Annotated in this window: 10 protein-coding genes and 1 pseudogene; 7 read left to right on the top strand and 4 right to left on the bottom strand. The window is 63.3% G+C overall.

From position 1 onward, the window contains the following. Positions 1 to 46: 46 nt before the first annotated feature. Entirely contained in the window at positions 47 to 1,069 is a 1,023-nt protein-coding gene (locus X742_RS0136340; RefSeq protein WP_031240494.1) for an ABC transporter substrate-binding protein, read from the bottom strand. 348 nt (positions 1,070 to 1,417) lie between these two features. Here X742_RS0136340 and nanR point away from each other — a divergent pair, with 348 nt between their 5' ends. The 4 genes from nanR to X742_RS161345 all read left to right on the top strand — a co-directional run bounded on the left by nanR (position 1,418) and on the right by X742_RS161345 (position 5,236). Continuing rightward, positions 1,418 to 2,134, top strand: coding sequence for a transcriptional regulator NanR (gene nanR, locus X742_RS161330; protein ID WP_023771082.1), 717 nt, complete (start codon positions 1,418 to 1,420; stop codon positions 2,132 to 2,134). Between the two features lie 102 nt (positions 2,135 to 2,236). After that, positions 2,237 to 3,502, top strand: coding sequence for a ribulose-bisphosphate carboxylase large subunit family protein (locus tag X742_RS161335; RefSeq protein WP_023771081.1), 1,266 nt, complete (start codon positions 2,237 to 2,239; stop codon positions 3,500 to 3,502). Positions 3,503 to 3,547: 45 nt separating this feature from the next. Then, a complete protein-coding gene (locus X742_RS161340; protein ID WP_023771080.1) occupies positions 3,548 to 4,393 on the top strand; it encodes a phosphogluconate dehydrogenase C-terminal domain-containing protein in 846 nt (281 codons plus the stop codon). 141 nt (positions 4,394 to 4,534) lie between these two features. Beyond that, positions 4,535 to 5,236, top strand: coding sequence for a TIM barrel protein (locus X742_RS161345; RefSeq protein WP_245275500.1), 702 nt, complete (start codon positions 4,535 to 4,537; stop codon positions 5,234 to 5,236). Positions 5,237 to 5,247: 11 nt separating this feature from the next. Here the strand turns inward: X742_RS161345 and mtnA are convergent, their stop codons facing one another. Next, complete coding sequence (mtnA, locus tag X742_RS161350) at positions 5,248 to 6,342, bottom strand: S-methyl-5-thioribose-1-phosphate isomerase (RefSeq protein WP_023771078.1); 1,095 nt, start codon at positions 6,340 to 6,342, stop codon at positions 5,248 to 5,250. After that, positions 6,339 to 7,613, bottom strand: a complete 1,275-nt coding sequence (mtnK, locus tag X742_RS161355; RefSeq protein WP_023771077.1) for an S-methyl-5-thioribose kinase — start codon at positions 7,611 to 7,613, stop codon at positions 6,339 to 6,341. Before mtnK ends, mtnA begins: the two co-directional genes overlap by 4 nt. 136 nt (positions 7,614 to 7,749) lie before the next feature. On the opposite strand from mtnK, the gene X742_RS161360 reads away from it, so the two are divergent. From X742_RS161360 to X742_RS161365, 3 genes and pseudogenes are all read left to right on the top strand, one after another. Then, positions 7,750 to 9,261 carry a sugar ABC transporter ATP-binding protein gene (locus tag X742_RS161360; RefSeq protein WP_023771076.1) on the top strand — a complete coding sequence of 504 codons (1,512 nt, stop codon included), beginning with the start codon at positions 7,750 to 7,752 and terminating at the stop codon, positions 9,259 to 9,261. A gap of 81 nt (positions 9,262 to 9,342) precedes the next feature. Next, positions 9,343 to 10,349 (top strand): annotated as a pseudogene (locus X742_RS01000000169850) (ABC transporter permease). 50 nt (positions 10,350 to 10,399) lie between these two features. Further along, positions 10,400 to 11,449 (top strand): substrate-binding domain-containing protein, encoded by a 1,050-nt coding sequence (locus X742_RS161365; protein WP_023771075.1) that lies wholly within the window; start codon positions 10,400 to 10,402, stop codon positions 11,447 to 11,449. Positions 11,450 to 11,609: 160 nt separating this feature from the next. Here X742_RS161365 and X742_RS161370 read toward each other — a convergent pair whose 3' ends face one another. Then, positions 11,610 to 13,664 (bottom strand): bifunctional aldolase/short-chain dehydrogenase, encoded by a 2,055-nt coding sequence (locus tag X742_RS161370; protein WP_023771074.1) that lies wholly within the window; start codon positions 13,662 to 13,664, stop codon positions 11,610 to 11,612. Positions 13,665 to 13,716 lie beyond the last annotated feature (52 nt).

Below are 13,716 nucleotides of genomic sequence, written 5' to 3'. Positions count from 1 at the left end.
CGGGCGCGGCCGTCTGGCGCGCGCCCGGTCCCTGGCAATGGCGATCTTACTTGCTGAGCAGGTTCTGCTTGACCCAGTCGAGCGAATAGCTGGGGCTGATGATCTGGCCGCCCGGCAGCTTGGCATATTCCTTGAGGTTGCCGGCATCGACGGTAGCCACCGGCATGATCATCATCTTCGGCGCTTTGGCGCCCTTGAGCAGCGACAGGCCGAGCCAGAAGGCGGCGCCGCCGATGCCGGGCGTGGTGTTCATCGAGACCGTCTGGTAGCCGTTCTTGGCGTTCTCCTCGGCCCACCATTTTACGAAGTCGGTGCCGCCGCCCCCTTCGATGACGGGCATCTTGCCCGCATAATCGCCGCCATACTGGACGAAGGCCTGGGCGATGCCGACATCGTCGCTGCCGCCTTGAGCGAGCACTGCGTCGACATGTGGCAGCGAGGGCAGGACGTTGGCGATCGCCGCCTGCGCGACCGAGGCGGTCGCCTGGCCGTAGACGGTCGCGACAACCTTGACGTCGGGATATTTCGCCAGCACCGACTGCTGCGCGTTGAACATGTCGTTGTCGGGCGCAGAGCCCTTCACGCCGCGCACCTGGATGACGTTGCCCTTGCCGCCGATCATCTTGAAGACGGCTTCGGCCTGGGCCGCTTTGTAGCCCTTGAAGTCGAAGTTGAGCTGGTAGTTGCAGGGCGCCGAAGCAACCGAATCGAAGGAAACGACGATGATGCCGGCCTTGCAGGCCTTTTCGATGATGCCGTTGACCGCGGTCTCCGAGGCGGCGTCGACGGCGAGTACATCGACCTTCTTGAGGATCAGCTCGGCGATCTGGCTGTTCTGCTGCGCCACCGAGCCGTCACCGTTCATGATGATGTAATCGGCGATTTGGCCACCCGCCTTGGCTTCCTTGGCCGAGGCCTCGAACGCCTCCACCATCTGGTGGCGCCAGGTGTTGCCGTAATAGGCGTTGGCGAGCGCGATCACCGGTTTGTCCGACGATGCCATCGCCGGTAAAACAGAAACACTGGCCAGCGCGGCGCCGACAAGCGCCGCCACAATTGAAAACTTCATGATTTCTCCTCCCAAAAACCGGCCGACCTGGATCGGCTCGTCTGTCACTCCGTAATGCTGTCTCTTCCGAAAGACACCATACCAGCTACATGTTATACCAGCATACCAAATAGGCAAGCCGCTCGGAACTTCATTTGATTGCGTCGACAGGGCAACGCGCGCCCGCCGGGTTTTCTTTCTCATCCCTGGCAGCCGGTCGGGGCGACCATGTTGCCATCATGCGCCGCGTTGAGATTGGCCACACTGGACGCTAGGTCATCATATATGTAATGTCAATCACAGCGGGGACCTTGCCTGTCCGTGCGACTCGGGGTCGATTGCGTCGAGAAACGATCAGGAGAGATGCGGATGGAACCGGTCCAGAAGAAGAAATTGTATGTCGAGGTTCTCGATCGGCTGATGGCGGCGATCTCGACGTCCGAATTTCCGCCTGGTTCCCAATTGCCGTCGGAAAAGGAATTGATGACGATGATCGGCGTCGGACGGCCGTCGATCCGGGAGGCGATGCTGACGCTGCAACAGATGGGGCTCATCAGGATTTCGCACGGCGAACGCGCGCGCGTCATCAACCCGACGCCGGAGGTGATCGTCGATCAGGTCTCAGCGGCTATGGTCATGATGCTGGCGACGAACTCTCGCGGGCTTGAAGACCTAAAGGAAGTCAGGCTCTTGCTGGAAACTGGCCTGGTCCGGATCGCCACCCGACGTGCAACGGCCAAGAGCCTGGAACGGCTTGCCGAGACCTTGCGCCATCTGCGCGAGGCAAAGGGCGACCAGGCTCGGTTTGTAACCGCCGACATGGAATTCCACGCCGTCATCGCTGAAATGAGCGGCAATTCGATGATCGCGGCCGTGGCCAAGGGCATGCTCGAATGGCTGTCGCGCTTCAAGCGCGATCTCGTGGCGGTGAAAGGCGCCGAGCGTCTGACGGTCGAGGAGCACGAACGCATCTACAAGGCGATCGCCGGCGGCGACGCCGAAGGCGCCAGCGCCGCCATGGCGGACCATATAGGCCGCGCCAATGAACTCTATTCGAAACTGGCCGGCAGCGACGGCGGGAGCTGACAGCCGCAAAATTTCTTGATCGAGAAAACTCATGTGATGACATGATATCTTTTTGATGCTATCGCTCCCGCCATGAAGTTCATTCCAGCCGGGAAGCCTGCATTGACCGGTCGCCTTAACGCCACCTACCTGATCGAAACCCGCTATCCCATGGAGGTCGCCGCGGCCGCGATGGCGGGTGAGCAATCGAGCGGGACATTCCGTCCCATCCCTGGGGAGACGCCGGAACTGCTGCTCAGATTCGGCGCGCGCGTCGAATTCATCGAGGATCTTGGCGAGGTCGATGGCGAGGCGTTGCCGTTTTCGCGCGCGCCCCGAGATACGGCGGCCGTCAGGCCGCGCCGGGCCAAAGTGGGTCTTTCCTGGAACGTCGAGAACATGGGCACCGTGCTGGCTTCGGTCTGGTCGACGGTTCTCGGCAATCTGTTCGAGCTGCATCATTTCTCGGCCATGCGTCTGCTCGACGTCAGCTTTCCCGATGTCTTCGCTAATGCCTATCGGGGGCCGGCTTTCGCTGTCGAAGGCACGCGTCGTCTGACCGGCGTCACGGGACGGCCGCTGGTCGGCACCATCGTCAAACCGAGCGTCGGTCTTACGCCAGCGGAGACCGCGACCCTGGCCGATACGCTGATCTCATCTGGCCTCGACTTCATCAAGGACGACGAACTGATGGGAGATCCCCCGCATTCGCCGTTCGAACAGCGGTTCGAGGCGGTCATGGCTGTCATCGACCGGCACGCCGACAGGACCGGGCGCAAGGTCATGTACGCGGCCAACATTTCCGGGGACATCGACGCCATGCGCCGCCAGCTTGATCTGATCGAGCGCCGTGGCGGCACCTGCGCCATGCTGGTCCTGAATTCCGTCGGCCTGTCGGGTGTCGTCGAGATGCGCCGGCATTCCGCCGTTGCGCTTCACGGCCATCGGGCGGGCTGGGGCCTCTTCAGCCGTTCTCCTGATCTCGGCATGAGCTATCTCGCCTACCAGAAATTCTGGCGCCTGGCCGGCATCGACCACATGCACGTCAACGGGTTGTCCAACAAATTCTGCGAGCTCGACGGTTCGGTGATGGCATCCGCCCACGCCTGCCTCACTCCGATGTTCGGCCGGGCCGACCGTCCCGATACGGTGATGCCGGTGTTTTCGTCTGGACAGACCGCGGTGCAGGCGGGCGAGACCTATGAAAGGCTCGGCTCGAACGATTTCATCTATTGCTGCGGCGGCGGGATCATGGCGCATCCAGGCGGTCCGGCCGCCGGCGTTCAAAGCCTGCACGATGCTTTCGAAGCCGCGGCGGCAGGCATTCCCGCGCGCGACTACGCCGCCACGCGTCCGGAGCTCGAGGCCGCGCTGCAAGCGTTCGGCTGAATCTGCGTCATCGGCGCGCCATCAAGATAAAATGGGAGAAGAGATATGAGGATATCCGTAGCGGTGCTTGGAGCAGGCGGGAAGATGGGCTTCCGCGTGACACGTAAGCTGATCGAAGCGGGCTACGATGTCCGCGCCGTGGAGATCGGAGAGGCCGGCCGCAAGCGGCTGGGAGAAGCTGATATCGCCGCCGTCGCCATGGAGGAAGGCATTCCCGGAGCCAAAGTGGTGGTCATGGCCCTGCCGGACAACATCATCGGCCAGGTGACGCGGCAGGTCTCGCCGATGCTTGCCAAGGGCACCATGATCCTCGTTCTGGATGCCGCGGCGCCCTATGCCGGCGACCTGCCCGGCGATCGACCGGATCTCACCTATTTCGTCGGTCATCCCTGCCATCCGCCCTTGTTCGGCGACGAGACGGAGTGGGCCGCGCGTCGCGACTATCATGGCGGCATCGCCAGGCAGTCGATCGTCTGCGCCCTGATGCAGGGACCCGAAGAGGACTACGCGCTTGGCGAGGAGGTGTGTAAGGCAATGTGGTCGCCGATCATCGACAGCCACCGGGTGACGGTCGAACAGCTGGCAATCCTGGAGCCCGGCCTGTCCGAAATGGTCGCCATGCCTTTCGTCGACACGATGGTCGAGGCCGTCGAGGAGTGCGAGCGCAAATACGGCATTCCAAGGCAGGCCGCGCTCGACTTCCTGATCGGTCATCTAAATGTCGAGATCGCCATGTGGTTCGGCTTCTCGCCGAAAGTGCCGTCCGACGCCGCTCTGCGCCTGATGCGCTTCGCCAAGGGCGTCGTGGTCCGTGACGATTGGCGCGAGGCACTCTCGCCGGCCAAGGTGAAGGAAGCCTCGGAACTGATCGTCTACGGCAAGGGAGCCTGAGCCCTGCCTTCGCGGATCGTATCGGTATCGACCGCTCTCTTCGACGGCTATTCCATCGATTTCGCCATCGAGGAGATTGCCGCTGTGGGTGTCCATGTCGAGCCGGCCTTTATCAGCGGCTATGTCGATTTCGACGAGGATATGTTTGCCGAGGCGCAGGCATTGAAGCTGCGCCGGACGGCGCAAAATGCCGGGCTTGGCATCAACGCCGTGTCGGCTCATCTCGACCTGTCGGGGCCCGATGCGATCGAAGCGTTGTCCCGGCGGATCGGCTTTGCCGCCGGGCTTGGCGCTTCGTTCCTGATCACCAATACCGGTTCGGCGAGAAACAGCGCGGCTATCCGCGCGACGATCGATGCCGTTCTGCCGCGGCTGGAACAGGCTGATGTTGTTATGGCGCTCGAGAACCCCGGGCATGGGAGCGGCGATCTGCTCGGCAGCGCTCAATCAGGGGCAAGCTTCGTCCGCGATATCGGATCGCCGTACGTCCGCCTGAACCACGATGCCGGCAACGTCTTCACCTACAGCGGCGAGACGATGCAGCCGGCTCAAGATATCGCTGATGCCATCGATACGGTTGGACATGCTCATCTGAAGGATGTCGTCAGCACCGGGGCGGGGTGGGCGTTCTGCGCCATCGGCGACGGCTCTGTCGACTATGCATCCTACTGGGCCGTGTTGCCCGCCACGCTGCCAGTCAGCATCGAATTGCCGTTGCGGCTGCAGCGCCCGCGGCGCAGTGATCCCCAGCGGCGAAGCACGCCGGTGGATATCGGCACCATTCGCGGCGCCTTGCGGCGCTCGCTGGAATTCGTGAACGCGCTGGACAACGCCGAGTTCTGAGCGCGGCCCGACTACCCCCGCTCGGGGAACATCGCCTTCAGCCCTTCGCGCGACGCCTTGGCGACGCCGCGTTCGGTGATCAACCCGGTGACCAGCCGCGCCGGCGTCACGTCGAAGGCGGGGTTTGCCGCAGGCGTTGCTTCGGGCGAGACGCGTACCTGGGCGATCTCGCCGCTCGCTGTCTTGCCCCACACCAGCGAAACCTCGTCGCCGGAGCGTTCCTCGATCGGGATTTCGGCAAGTCCGTCGCCCACCGTCCAGTCGATGGTCGGCGAAGGCAGCGCGACGTAGAACGGCACGTCGTTGTCCGCGGCGGCGAGTGCCTTCAGATAGGTGCCGATCTTGTTGCAGACGTCGCCGTCGGCGGTGGTGCGGTCGGTGCCGACGATGACCATGTCGATTGCGCCGCGTTGCATCAGATGGCCGCCGGCATTGTCGACGATCAGCGTGTGCGGCACGCCGTGGCCGGCCATCTCCCAGGCGGTGAGTTGGGCGCCCTGGTTGCGTGGGCGTGTTTCATCGACATAGACATGGACCGGAATGCCGGCTTCGACAGCGAGGTAGATCGGTGAAGTGGCTGTCCCGTAGTCGACCGTCGCCAGCCAGCCGGCATTGCAGTGGGTGAGGATATTGACCGTCTCGCCCGGCTGCTTGCGCGCCGCGATATCCTTGATGATGGCGAGACCGTTCTCGCCGATGGCGCGGTTGAGCCCGACATCCTCGTCGGCGATCTCGTTGGCACGCCGGTAGGCGGCCGCGGCGCGTTCACCAAGCGGCAACGGCCGCAGGAAACGGCGCATCTCGTCAAGCGCCCAGCGCAGGTTGATTGCCGTTGGCCTGGTATCGTGCAGTACCTCCCACACAGTGTCGAGCGCTTCGTCGGATGCATCATCCGTCATCTGCATGGCGACGCCATAGGCCGCGGTGACCCCGATCAGAGGTGCGCCACGCACCCACATGTCGCGGATCGCGGTGGCGACGCCGGCGACAGTGACGAGCTTCTCGATGCGGAATTCATGTGGCAGCCAGCGTTGGTCGATGATCTCCACCGAGCGGCCGTCCTCGCTGAGCCAGATGGTCCGGTAGTGGCGGTCGCCGACGTTCAAATGCTGTTCTCCTGTTCGATAAGCGCGGCCAGATTATTGATCTCGTCGATGCTGTGGATCTGGCGCCGGTTGACGGCGATGTGGCGGCCGAATTTCAGTGCCTTCGCCTCACAACTGGCGCGCAGATCTTCATCGGCAATGGTCTCGAAGTCGGCATTGTGGGCGAGGCCAAGGATGCGCCTGTGCACCTCGATGCCGGCAAAACCGAGCAGATCGTCCCAGATCTGGTGCAGGACGTTGTCGAGCGCCTGCTCGGCGCCCAGCCGGTCGCCCTGATCCTCGAACAGGCTTTTTTGATAGAGCATGCCGGTGCGCTCGGTGTGCCATAACAGCGAGAACTCGGCGCGGAACACCGCCCAGGTTTCAGCCGTGACGCCGAGCAGATAGGCGCGCATGGCGTCGCGCTTCCCGTTCTGCTCATGCCCGCGCTGCGAGAAGAACGACATCCAGAAATTGGCGAGCAGCATGCCGACATCGAAGGCCATCGGACCGTAGAAGGCGAACTCCGGATCGATCATCCGCGTTTCCTGATCGGTGACCATGATCGAGCCGGAATGCAGGTCGCCATGCAGCAGCGTCTCGGCATTGGCGGCGAACATATGNTTCAGCCGCTGCGCCTCCACCTTGAGGTCGCGGTCGGCGCGCAGTTCGGCGACCAGCCCGTCGAGCTGCGGACTGGTGTGGCGGTTCATCTTGGCGTCGAAATAGGGGTCGGAAAACACCAGGTTCTCGGTGATGTCGCAAAGCTCGACATTGTCGGCGAACAGCGCCAAATCCGCCTTGCGGTCCTTGGTCACCATCGACAGGTCGGAACCGCGAAACAGCGTGCGGGCCATGAACAGACCGATATCCCTGGCAATGTTCGGCAACTGGCGCCCGTCGATCAGGGCGCGCCTGAGAATGATGTGTGGCGGCGCCAGATACTCCATGATGATCAGCGCCTGGACCTCGTCGAAGTAGTAGATCGCCGGCACCGAGCCCGGCGCGCGCGCCTCTTGCCGGGTCAGTGCATGGTATTCGAAGAAAGAACGTTTGAGCGGCAGCGGCCAGCTGTCGCCGACGAGGCGGACATAGGGCAGGGCCTGCTTGACGATGGCGCCGCCACTGGCGCCTTCGACGATGAACACCAGGTTGAGATTGCCGTCGCCGACCTCGCGAACTTTCCAGGCGCTGGTGTCCTTCCCGATCCTGGCACACAAGGCCTCGTTCGCGCCCAGACGTGTTGCGAGCGTCTCCACCGACAATGCTTCGAACGGCAAGTTCCCAGTCATTCTTGTCCCTCCCGCCTATGTGCTCCGATCATAGGGAGCCCTAGCGGCGGGGCCAAGCTAGGAAGCTGTCTGGCAATTGTCAATCGTGTTGACAATTGCCGACATTGACCATAGCGTCATCACCAGGGAGGAACGCATGGTCGGTAATGCCGTGTTCCGCGTAGAGGGACTGAGGAAATCCTTTGGCCGTAACGAGGTGCTTGGCGGCATCGCGCTGGACCTCCATGCCGGTGAAGTGACCGTGCTGATGGGCGCCAACGGCGCCGGCAAATCCACCCTCGTCAAGATCGTCAGCGGCGTTTACGAGCGTGGCGGCGGCGCCATGACGCTCGCCGGGGAGGACTTCGCGCCGAACACTCCGGCGGAAGCTATCCGCGCCGGCGTCGTCACCGTGCACCAGAACATCAATGACGGCGTCGTCGCCGACCTTGATGTCGCCACCAATCTCACGCTCGACAGGCTGAGCGGCCGGGGCGTGCCGACCCTGTTCAATCCCGCTCGCGTGCGCCGTGAGGCCAGGGCGGTCGCCGACCGCATGGGGCTGGCCATCGATTTGAAGGCGCGCGTCAGCGATCTTTCGCTGGCCGACCGCCAGATGGTGGCGATTGCCCGGGCGCTGGCGCACCAGCCGAAAGTGCTGATCCTCGATGAGCCGACCTCGTCGCTCTCCAGTGCCGAGGCCGACAGGCTGTTCGCGCTGGTCGACCGGCTGCGCGAGCAGGGCGTGGCGATCCTCTACATCTCGCACCGCATGTCGGACATCAGGCGGCTCGCGGATCGCATCGTCTCGATGCGCGACGGTGTCGTCTCCGGCGCCTTCGATACCAAGCCGCTCGACTATGAAGGCGCGGTCAACGCCATGCTCGGCCGCAAGATCCATCTCGACCGGATCGTGGCCAGGAGTTCCGCCAGGGCGGTCCTGAGCGTCGAAGGCCTGCGCATCGCGCAGGGCGCCAAGCCGATGTCGCTGACACTCGGCGATGGCGAGGTCGTCGCCATCACCGGCCTCGTCGGCGTCGGCAAGACCGCTCTTGCCGAAACGCTGTTCGGTGTGCGCCGGCCGCTCGCCGGCACCATGACGATGAACGGCAAGCCTTACGCGCCGCGCTCGGCTGGCGACGCGATCGCAGCCGGCGTGTTCCTCGTCGCCAAGGATCGTGCGACCAGCGGCATCGTCGACGGCTTCAACATCGAGCGCAATGTCAGCCTGCCCTTTCTGAAGCGCATGTCCAGTCTGAGTGTGCTCAGGGGCCGCCTCGAACGCGCCACCGCACGCAGGCAGATCGAGCAACTAGGCATCGTCTGCCGCTCCGAAAAGGACGAGATGTCGGCGCTGTCGGGCGGCAACCAGCAGAAGGTGATGGTCGCCCGCTGGATGGCGCAGAATGCCGCGCTGTTCATCCTCGACGAGCCGTTCCAGGGCGTCGACATTTCGGCCCGGCGCGATATCGCCGCCAAGCTGAGGGCAAGCGCCAATGGCCGCGCCACGCTTCTGTTCGTCACCGAACTCGACGAAGCGCTGGAGACGGCCGACCGCATCCTGGTGATGTCGGAGCACACGATCGTCGGCGAACACCGCAATGCCGATGTCGACCTCGACCGCCTGTTGGCCGAGGTTGCCGGTGGACCGCTGCACAGCGCTGCCTGAGCGTGGCGGCCGATGGAATTGGAATGGAGAGACCATGGCTTCGAGTTGGGTAAAAACGGCAGCGGCGCCGGGGTGCGCCGAATGACGCTGCGCGACTACGCCATCCGCTATGGGTTCATCGTGCTGCTGTTCGGATTGGTTGCCTATTTCGCGATCGCCGCCGACGGGTTCGTCTCGCCGCAAAGTGCCGTCTTCATCNCGTCTTCATCTTCCAGTCTGTCGCCATCACCGGCGTGCTGGCGCTCGGTGTCACCGCCACGCTTGTCGTCGGCGGCTTCGACCTGTCGATCGGTTCGGTCGCAACCTCGGCCATGATGGCGGCGGCCTACGTGATGGTGGTGCTGGAGCAGAATGCATTCGTGGCGGTCATCGTCTGCCTGTCGATCGGCGCCATTGTCGGCCTGATCAATGGCTGGCTGATCGTCTACATGCGCGTACCCGATCTCCTGGCGACGCTCGGCATGATGTTCCTGCTGGTCGGTCTGCAGCGCATCCCAACGGAAGGCCGCTCCATCGCCACCGGCATGACCATGCCCGATGGCTCGGTCGCCGGGGGCAAGTTCTCCGATGCCTTCCTGGCGCTTGGCCGCCACCGCTTCGACTTCTTCATCCCCAACCTCATCCCGGTCTCGGTCGTCGTGCTTCTGGTGCTGGCGGTGCTCATCTGGTTCTTCCTCGAATACACCCGCTTCGGCCGCATGATGTATGCGGTCGGCAGCAATGAGCGCGCCGCCGAACTCGCCGGCGCGCCTGTCAAGGCATACAAGATCTGGGCCTACGTTATTTCAGGCGTTTTTGCCTCGATCGGTGGCATTTTGCTCGCCGCCCGGCTTGGACGTGGCGACATCGCCTCGGGTAATAATCTGCTGCTCGATGCGGTTGCCGCGGCGCTGATCGGCTACGCGGTGCTCGGCGCCGCCAAGCCAAACGCTTTCGGAACCGCCATCGGCGCGCTGTTCGTCGGCATCTTGCTGCAAGGCCTGACAATGATGAACGCGCCCTACTACACGCAGGATTTCGTCAAGGGCGTGGTTCTGGTCGTCGCCCTTGTCTTCACCTTTGCCCTTTCGGGCAGGGGCAGGAACTAGCATTCGGCCGGACAGGATTTTGGGTTCAACAAAAAGTGGAGGAAAACAAGGTGAACATCACAAGAAGACTTCTGGGGAAAGTGGCGCTCGGGCTCGCCGGCGCAACCATGCTGATGCAGGGGGCATTTGCCGCCGACAAGCCGGCGCCGTTCGACAAACCTGGCGTGAAGATCGCGCTGGTCCGCTATCTCTCGACCGGCGACTTCTTCCAGGCCTATCTGTCGGGCGTCGAGGCGCAGTCGAAGGCGCTCGGTATCGACCTGCGCGTGCTCGACAGCCGCCAGGACGCCGCCCTTCAGTCCGACATGGTCGATCAGGCCATCGCGCTCGGCGTGCAGGGCATCATCATCCAGCACGGCCTGACGGAATCTATGAAGGACGCCGCCCAGCGCGCCGTCGACGCGGGCATCAAGGTGGTGGCATTCGACGTCAATGTCGAAAACCCCAAGATCCCGCAAATCGAACAGTCGGACAAAGACCTGGCACGGCTGGCGCTTGAACAGGCAGTCAAGGACAATGGCGAGAGCTGGAATGCCGGCTATGTCTATGTCGCCGGCATCGCGCCGCTCGACCGCCGCAACGAGACCTGGGTAGACGTCAAGAAAAAGCATGCCGGCATCAAGGAAGCCGCCATGTTCGGCACGCTCGACAATCCGATCGCCAACTCCGTCGCCAACCAGGCGCGCTCGGTCCTGTCGGCACACCCCGACATCAACGTGATGTTCGCGCCCTATGACGAGTTCGCCAAGGGCGTGAAGATCGCCGTCGACGAAGCCGGCCTGAACAAAAAGATCAAGATCTATTCGGCCGACATTTCGACGTCCGACATCGCGGCGATGCGCGAGCCCGACAGTGCCTGGGCGGCAACCGCCGCCACCAACCCGGCCGTCGTCGGGCAGGTCTCGGTGCGCGCCCTGGCGCAACTGCTCGCCGGCGAAGATCCCGGCCACAACGTGATCGTGCCGCCGACGCTGATCACCCAACAGGAGCTGATCGACAAGGACATCAAGAACATGGAAGACTTGTCGGCCAAGCTGCCGCAGTTCGCCCATGCCGACGTCGCCATGCCGGCCTGGATGCCGAACCCCAACGCGAAGTAGGTTTCGCTGCAAGCGATAAGGCTAACAACTGAGAGCCGCCTGCAGCAATTGTTGCAGGCGGCTTTTCTATCGAAGACTGTCTTCACTCACGGAACAGGTCGGAATGCGAACCGGTACCAGCAAGCTGCAATTCGTCGCCGACAACGCGGTTCTTGCAAACCTACCGTAGCGCCGCCGCTATGTTGCCGCCGTCGACCGTCGTCACATCAGCGGTCGTCCGGTCGGCCAATGCATGGTGCAGGAAGGCCTGCGCCACATCCTGCGCCGTTACTTCCTGGCCGAGCAGATTGCCGGACATGTATTCCTTCTCCGACACGCCGCGCGCGCCGGAGCGGCTGGCGATCATGGCGTCGGTCAACAGGCCCGAGCGGATGCGGTCGGCGTTGACGGCGTTGGAGCGGATGCCATGGGCGCCGTAGTCGAGCGCGTATTGCCTTGACAGGAACAGCGTCGCCGCTTTCGGCACGCCATAGGCGCCGAATTTTGGACCCGGATTGACCGCCTGCTTGGAGGTGTTGAACAGGAGTGCGCCTCCGGTGCCCTGTTCCAGCATGATCCGCACGGCGTTCTGCGCTGCCGACTGGTGGGCGAAGAAATTGAGCTCGAAGCTCTTGCGCAGCAGCGTATCGTCAAGCTCGCCGATGCGGCCTTCCCAGGCAGCACCCGCATTGGACACCAATATGTCGACGCCGCCGAAGACGGCGACCGCCTTGTCGAAGGCGGCACGCATCTGGTCCGGGTCGGTGATGTCGGCGCCGACGCCAATCGAATTGTTGCCGGCTTTCTTGGCGGCATCAGCGGCCTTTTCGGCGTCGAGATCGACGACGACGGCATGAGCGCCATTGTCGGCGAACAGTTTTGCGGTCGCCGCACCAATTGCACCGGCGCCGCCGGTGATCAGCATCACTTGGCCGGTCAGCGGCTTCGGCTTGTTGGAGGCAAGCTTGGCCTGTTCCAGCGACCAGTATTCGAGCGGGAACAGGTCGGCCTTGGATAGCGGGTGGAAACGGCCGACGGCCTCGGCGCCGCGCACGGCCTCGATCCACATCTCGCCAACGTCCGAGGCGATCCTTGCGTCCTTCAGCGTGCGGCCGTGGCCGAACATGCCGAGCCCCGGCACCAGCGTCAGCCGGGGCATCGGATCGAGCATGGTGCGCTTGACGTCGTCGAGCGCGTCATTGGTCTCGAAATAGGCGCGGTAATCCTTGGCGAAAGCGTCGACATGGTTCTGGATTACGGCCTTGTAGTCGCCGATCTTGTCGGCGTCGGGCGCTGGCACGGCCATCGGCCCGGTCTTGATGCGGATCGACAGATCCGGCGTCGACACGCCGCGTCCTGCATAGTCGGCGATCTCTGCAGAACTGATGAAATCGACGATCGCGTCCGAGGTGCGGAAGTCAGAGATCATGCGGTCGAAGCGACCTTCGCCGCGTGGCGCCGCTACAGCGCCGCGCAGCATGGGCGCGATCGCCGCCGGTGACGCTAGCCTTGCCGGCAATGCCGCCTTTGCAGCCTTCGGCTTGGCATGCTCGGCCACATAAGCCTCGGCTACGTTCACATAGTGGATCATCCGATCATAGGCCTGCCTGGCATCCTCGCCGAAAGTGAAGATGCCGTGCTTGTCGAGGATCAGGCCTTCTACCGTCGGGTCGGCGTCGAACACATCGGCGGCCGCCTTGGCGAGATCGAAGCCTGGCATGATGTAGGGCACATAGCCCATTTGTGCTCCGAACACCTTTGCCACCAGCGGCTTGCTGTCTTCCTGGTCGACGATGGCCAGGATGGCGGTGGAGTGGGTGTGGTCGACGAATTTATGCGGCAGGAAGGCATGTAGCAGGGTCTCGACCGAAGGGTTGGGCGAGGCGGGGTCGATCAGGTTGGCCCGCTGCAACGCGACCATGTCCTCGTCGGAAAGCCTGTCCAGCTTGCGCGCCTTGAGCAGGGCGCCCATCTTGACGGCGGGCAGGCCCTGCGGCTCGATGACGGCCATGTCCCAGCCGCTGCCCTTGACGCACAGCACGTCCCATTCGTCGCCGACGAGGTCGGTCGCCTTGATTTTGCAGGAGGTGTTGCCGCCGCCATGCAGGACCAGTTGTGGCACACCGCCCAGAAGCCGCGTCGTGTAGACGCGCAAGGCGAGGTCGCGGCCGACGCCCTTCTTCGCATAATCGGCAACGAGTTTTTCGGCCGCGTCGTCGTTCCACAGATTCTTCATGTTCGTTTCGTCCAGTTGCTATCTTTGATGGTGAACAGGAATGCCGCAACGC

Origin of the sequence: Mesorhizobium sp. LNHC229A00 (assembly GCF_000502415.1) — a bacterium.
Lineage (GTDB): Bacteria > Pseudomonadota > Alphaproteobacteria > Rhizobiales > Rhizobiaceae > Mesorhizobium.
Note: the sequence above shows the minus strand (reverse complement) of the source record. Positions and strands in the feature narration are given on the sequence as shown.

Excerpts from the sequence above, each read along its gene's own strand:
- X742_RS161340 (WP_023771080.1), top strand. The coding sequence starts at position 3,548 with ATGAGGATATCCGTAGCGGTGCTTGGAGCAGGCGGGAAGATGGGCTTC.
- X742_RS161370 (WP_023771074.1), bottom strand. The coding sequence starts at position 13,664 with ATGAAGAATCTGTGGAACGACGACGCGGCCGAAAAACTCGTTGCCGAT.
- X742_RS0136340 (WP_031240494.1), bottom strand. The coding sequence starts at position 1,069 with ATGAAGTTTTCAATTGTGGCGGCGCTTGTCGGCGCCGCGCTGGCCAGT.
- X742_RS161345 (WP_245275500.1), top strand. The coding sequence starts at position 4,535 with ATGTTTGCCGAGGCGCAGGCATTGAAGCTGCGCCGGACGGCGCAAAAT.
- X742_RS161360 (WP_023771076.1), top strand. The coding sequence starts at position 7,750 with ATGGTCGGTAATGCCGTGTTCCGCGTAGAGGGACTGAGGAAATCCTTT.
- nanR (WP_023771082.1), top strand. The coding sequence starts at position 1,418 with ATGGAACCGGTCCAGAAGAAGAAATTGTATGTCGAGGTTCTCGATCGG.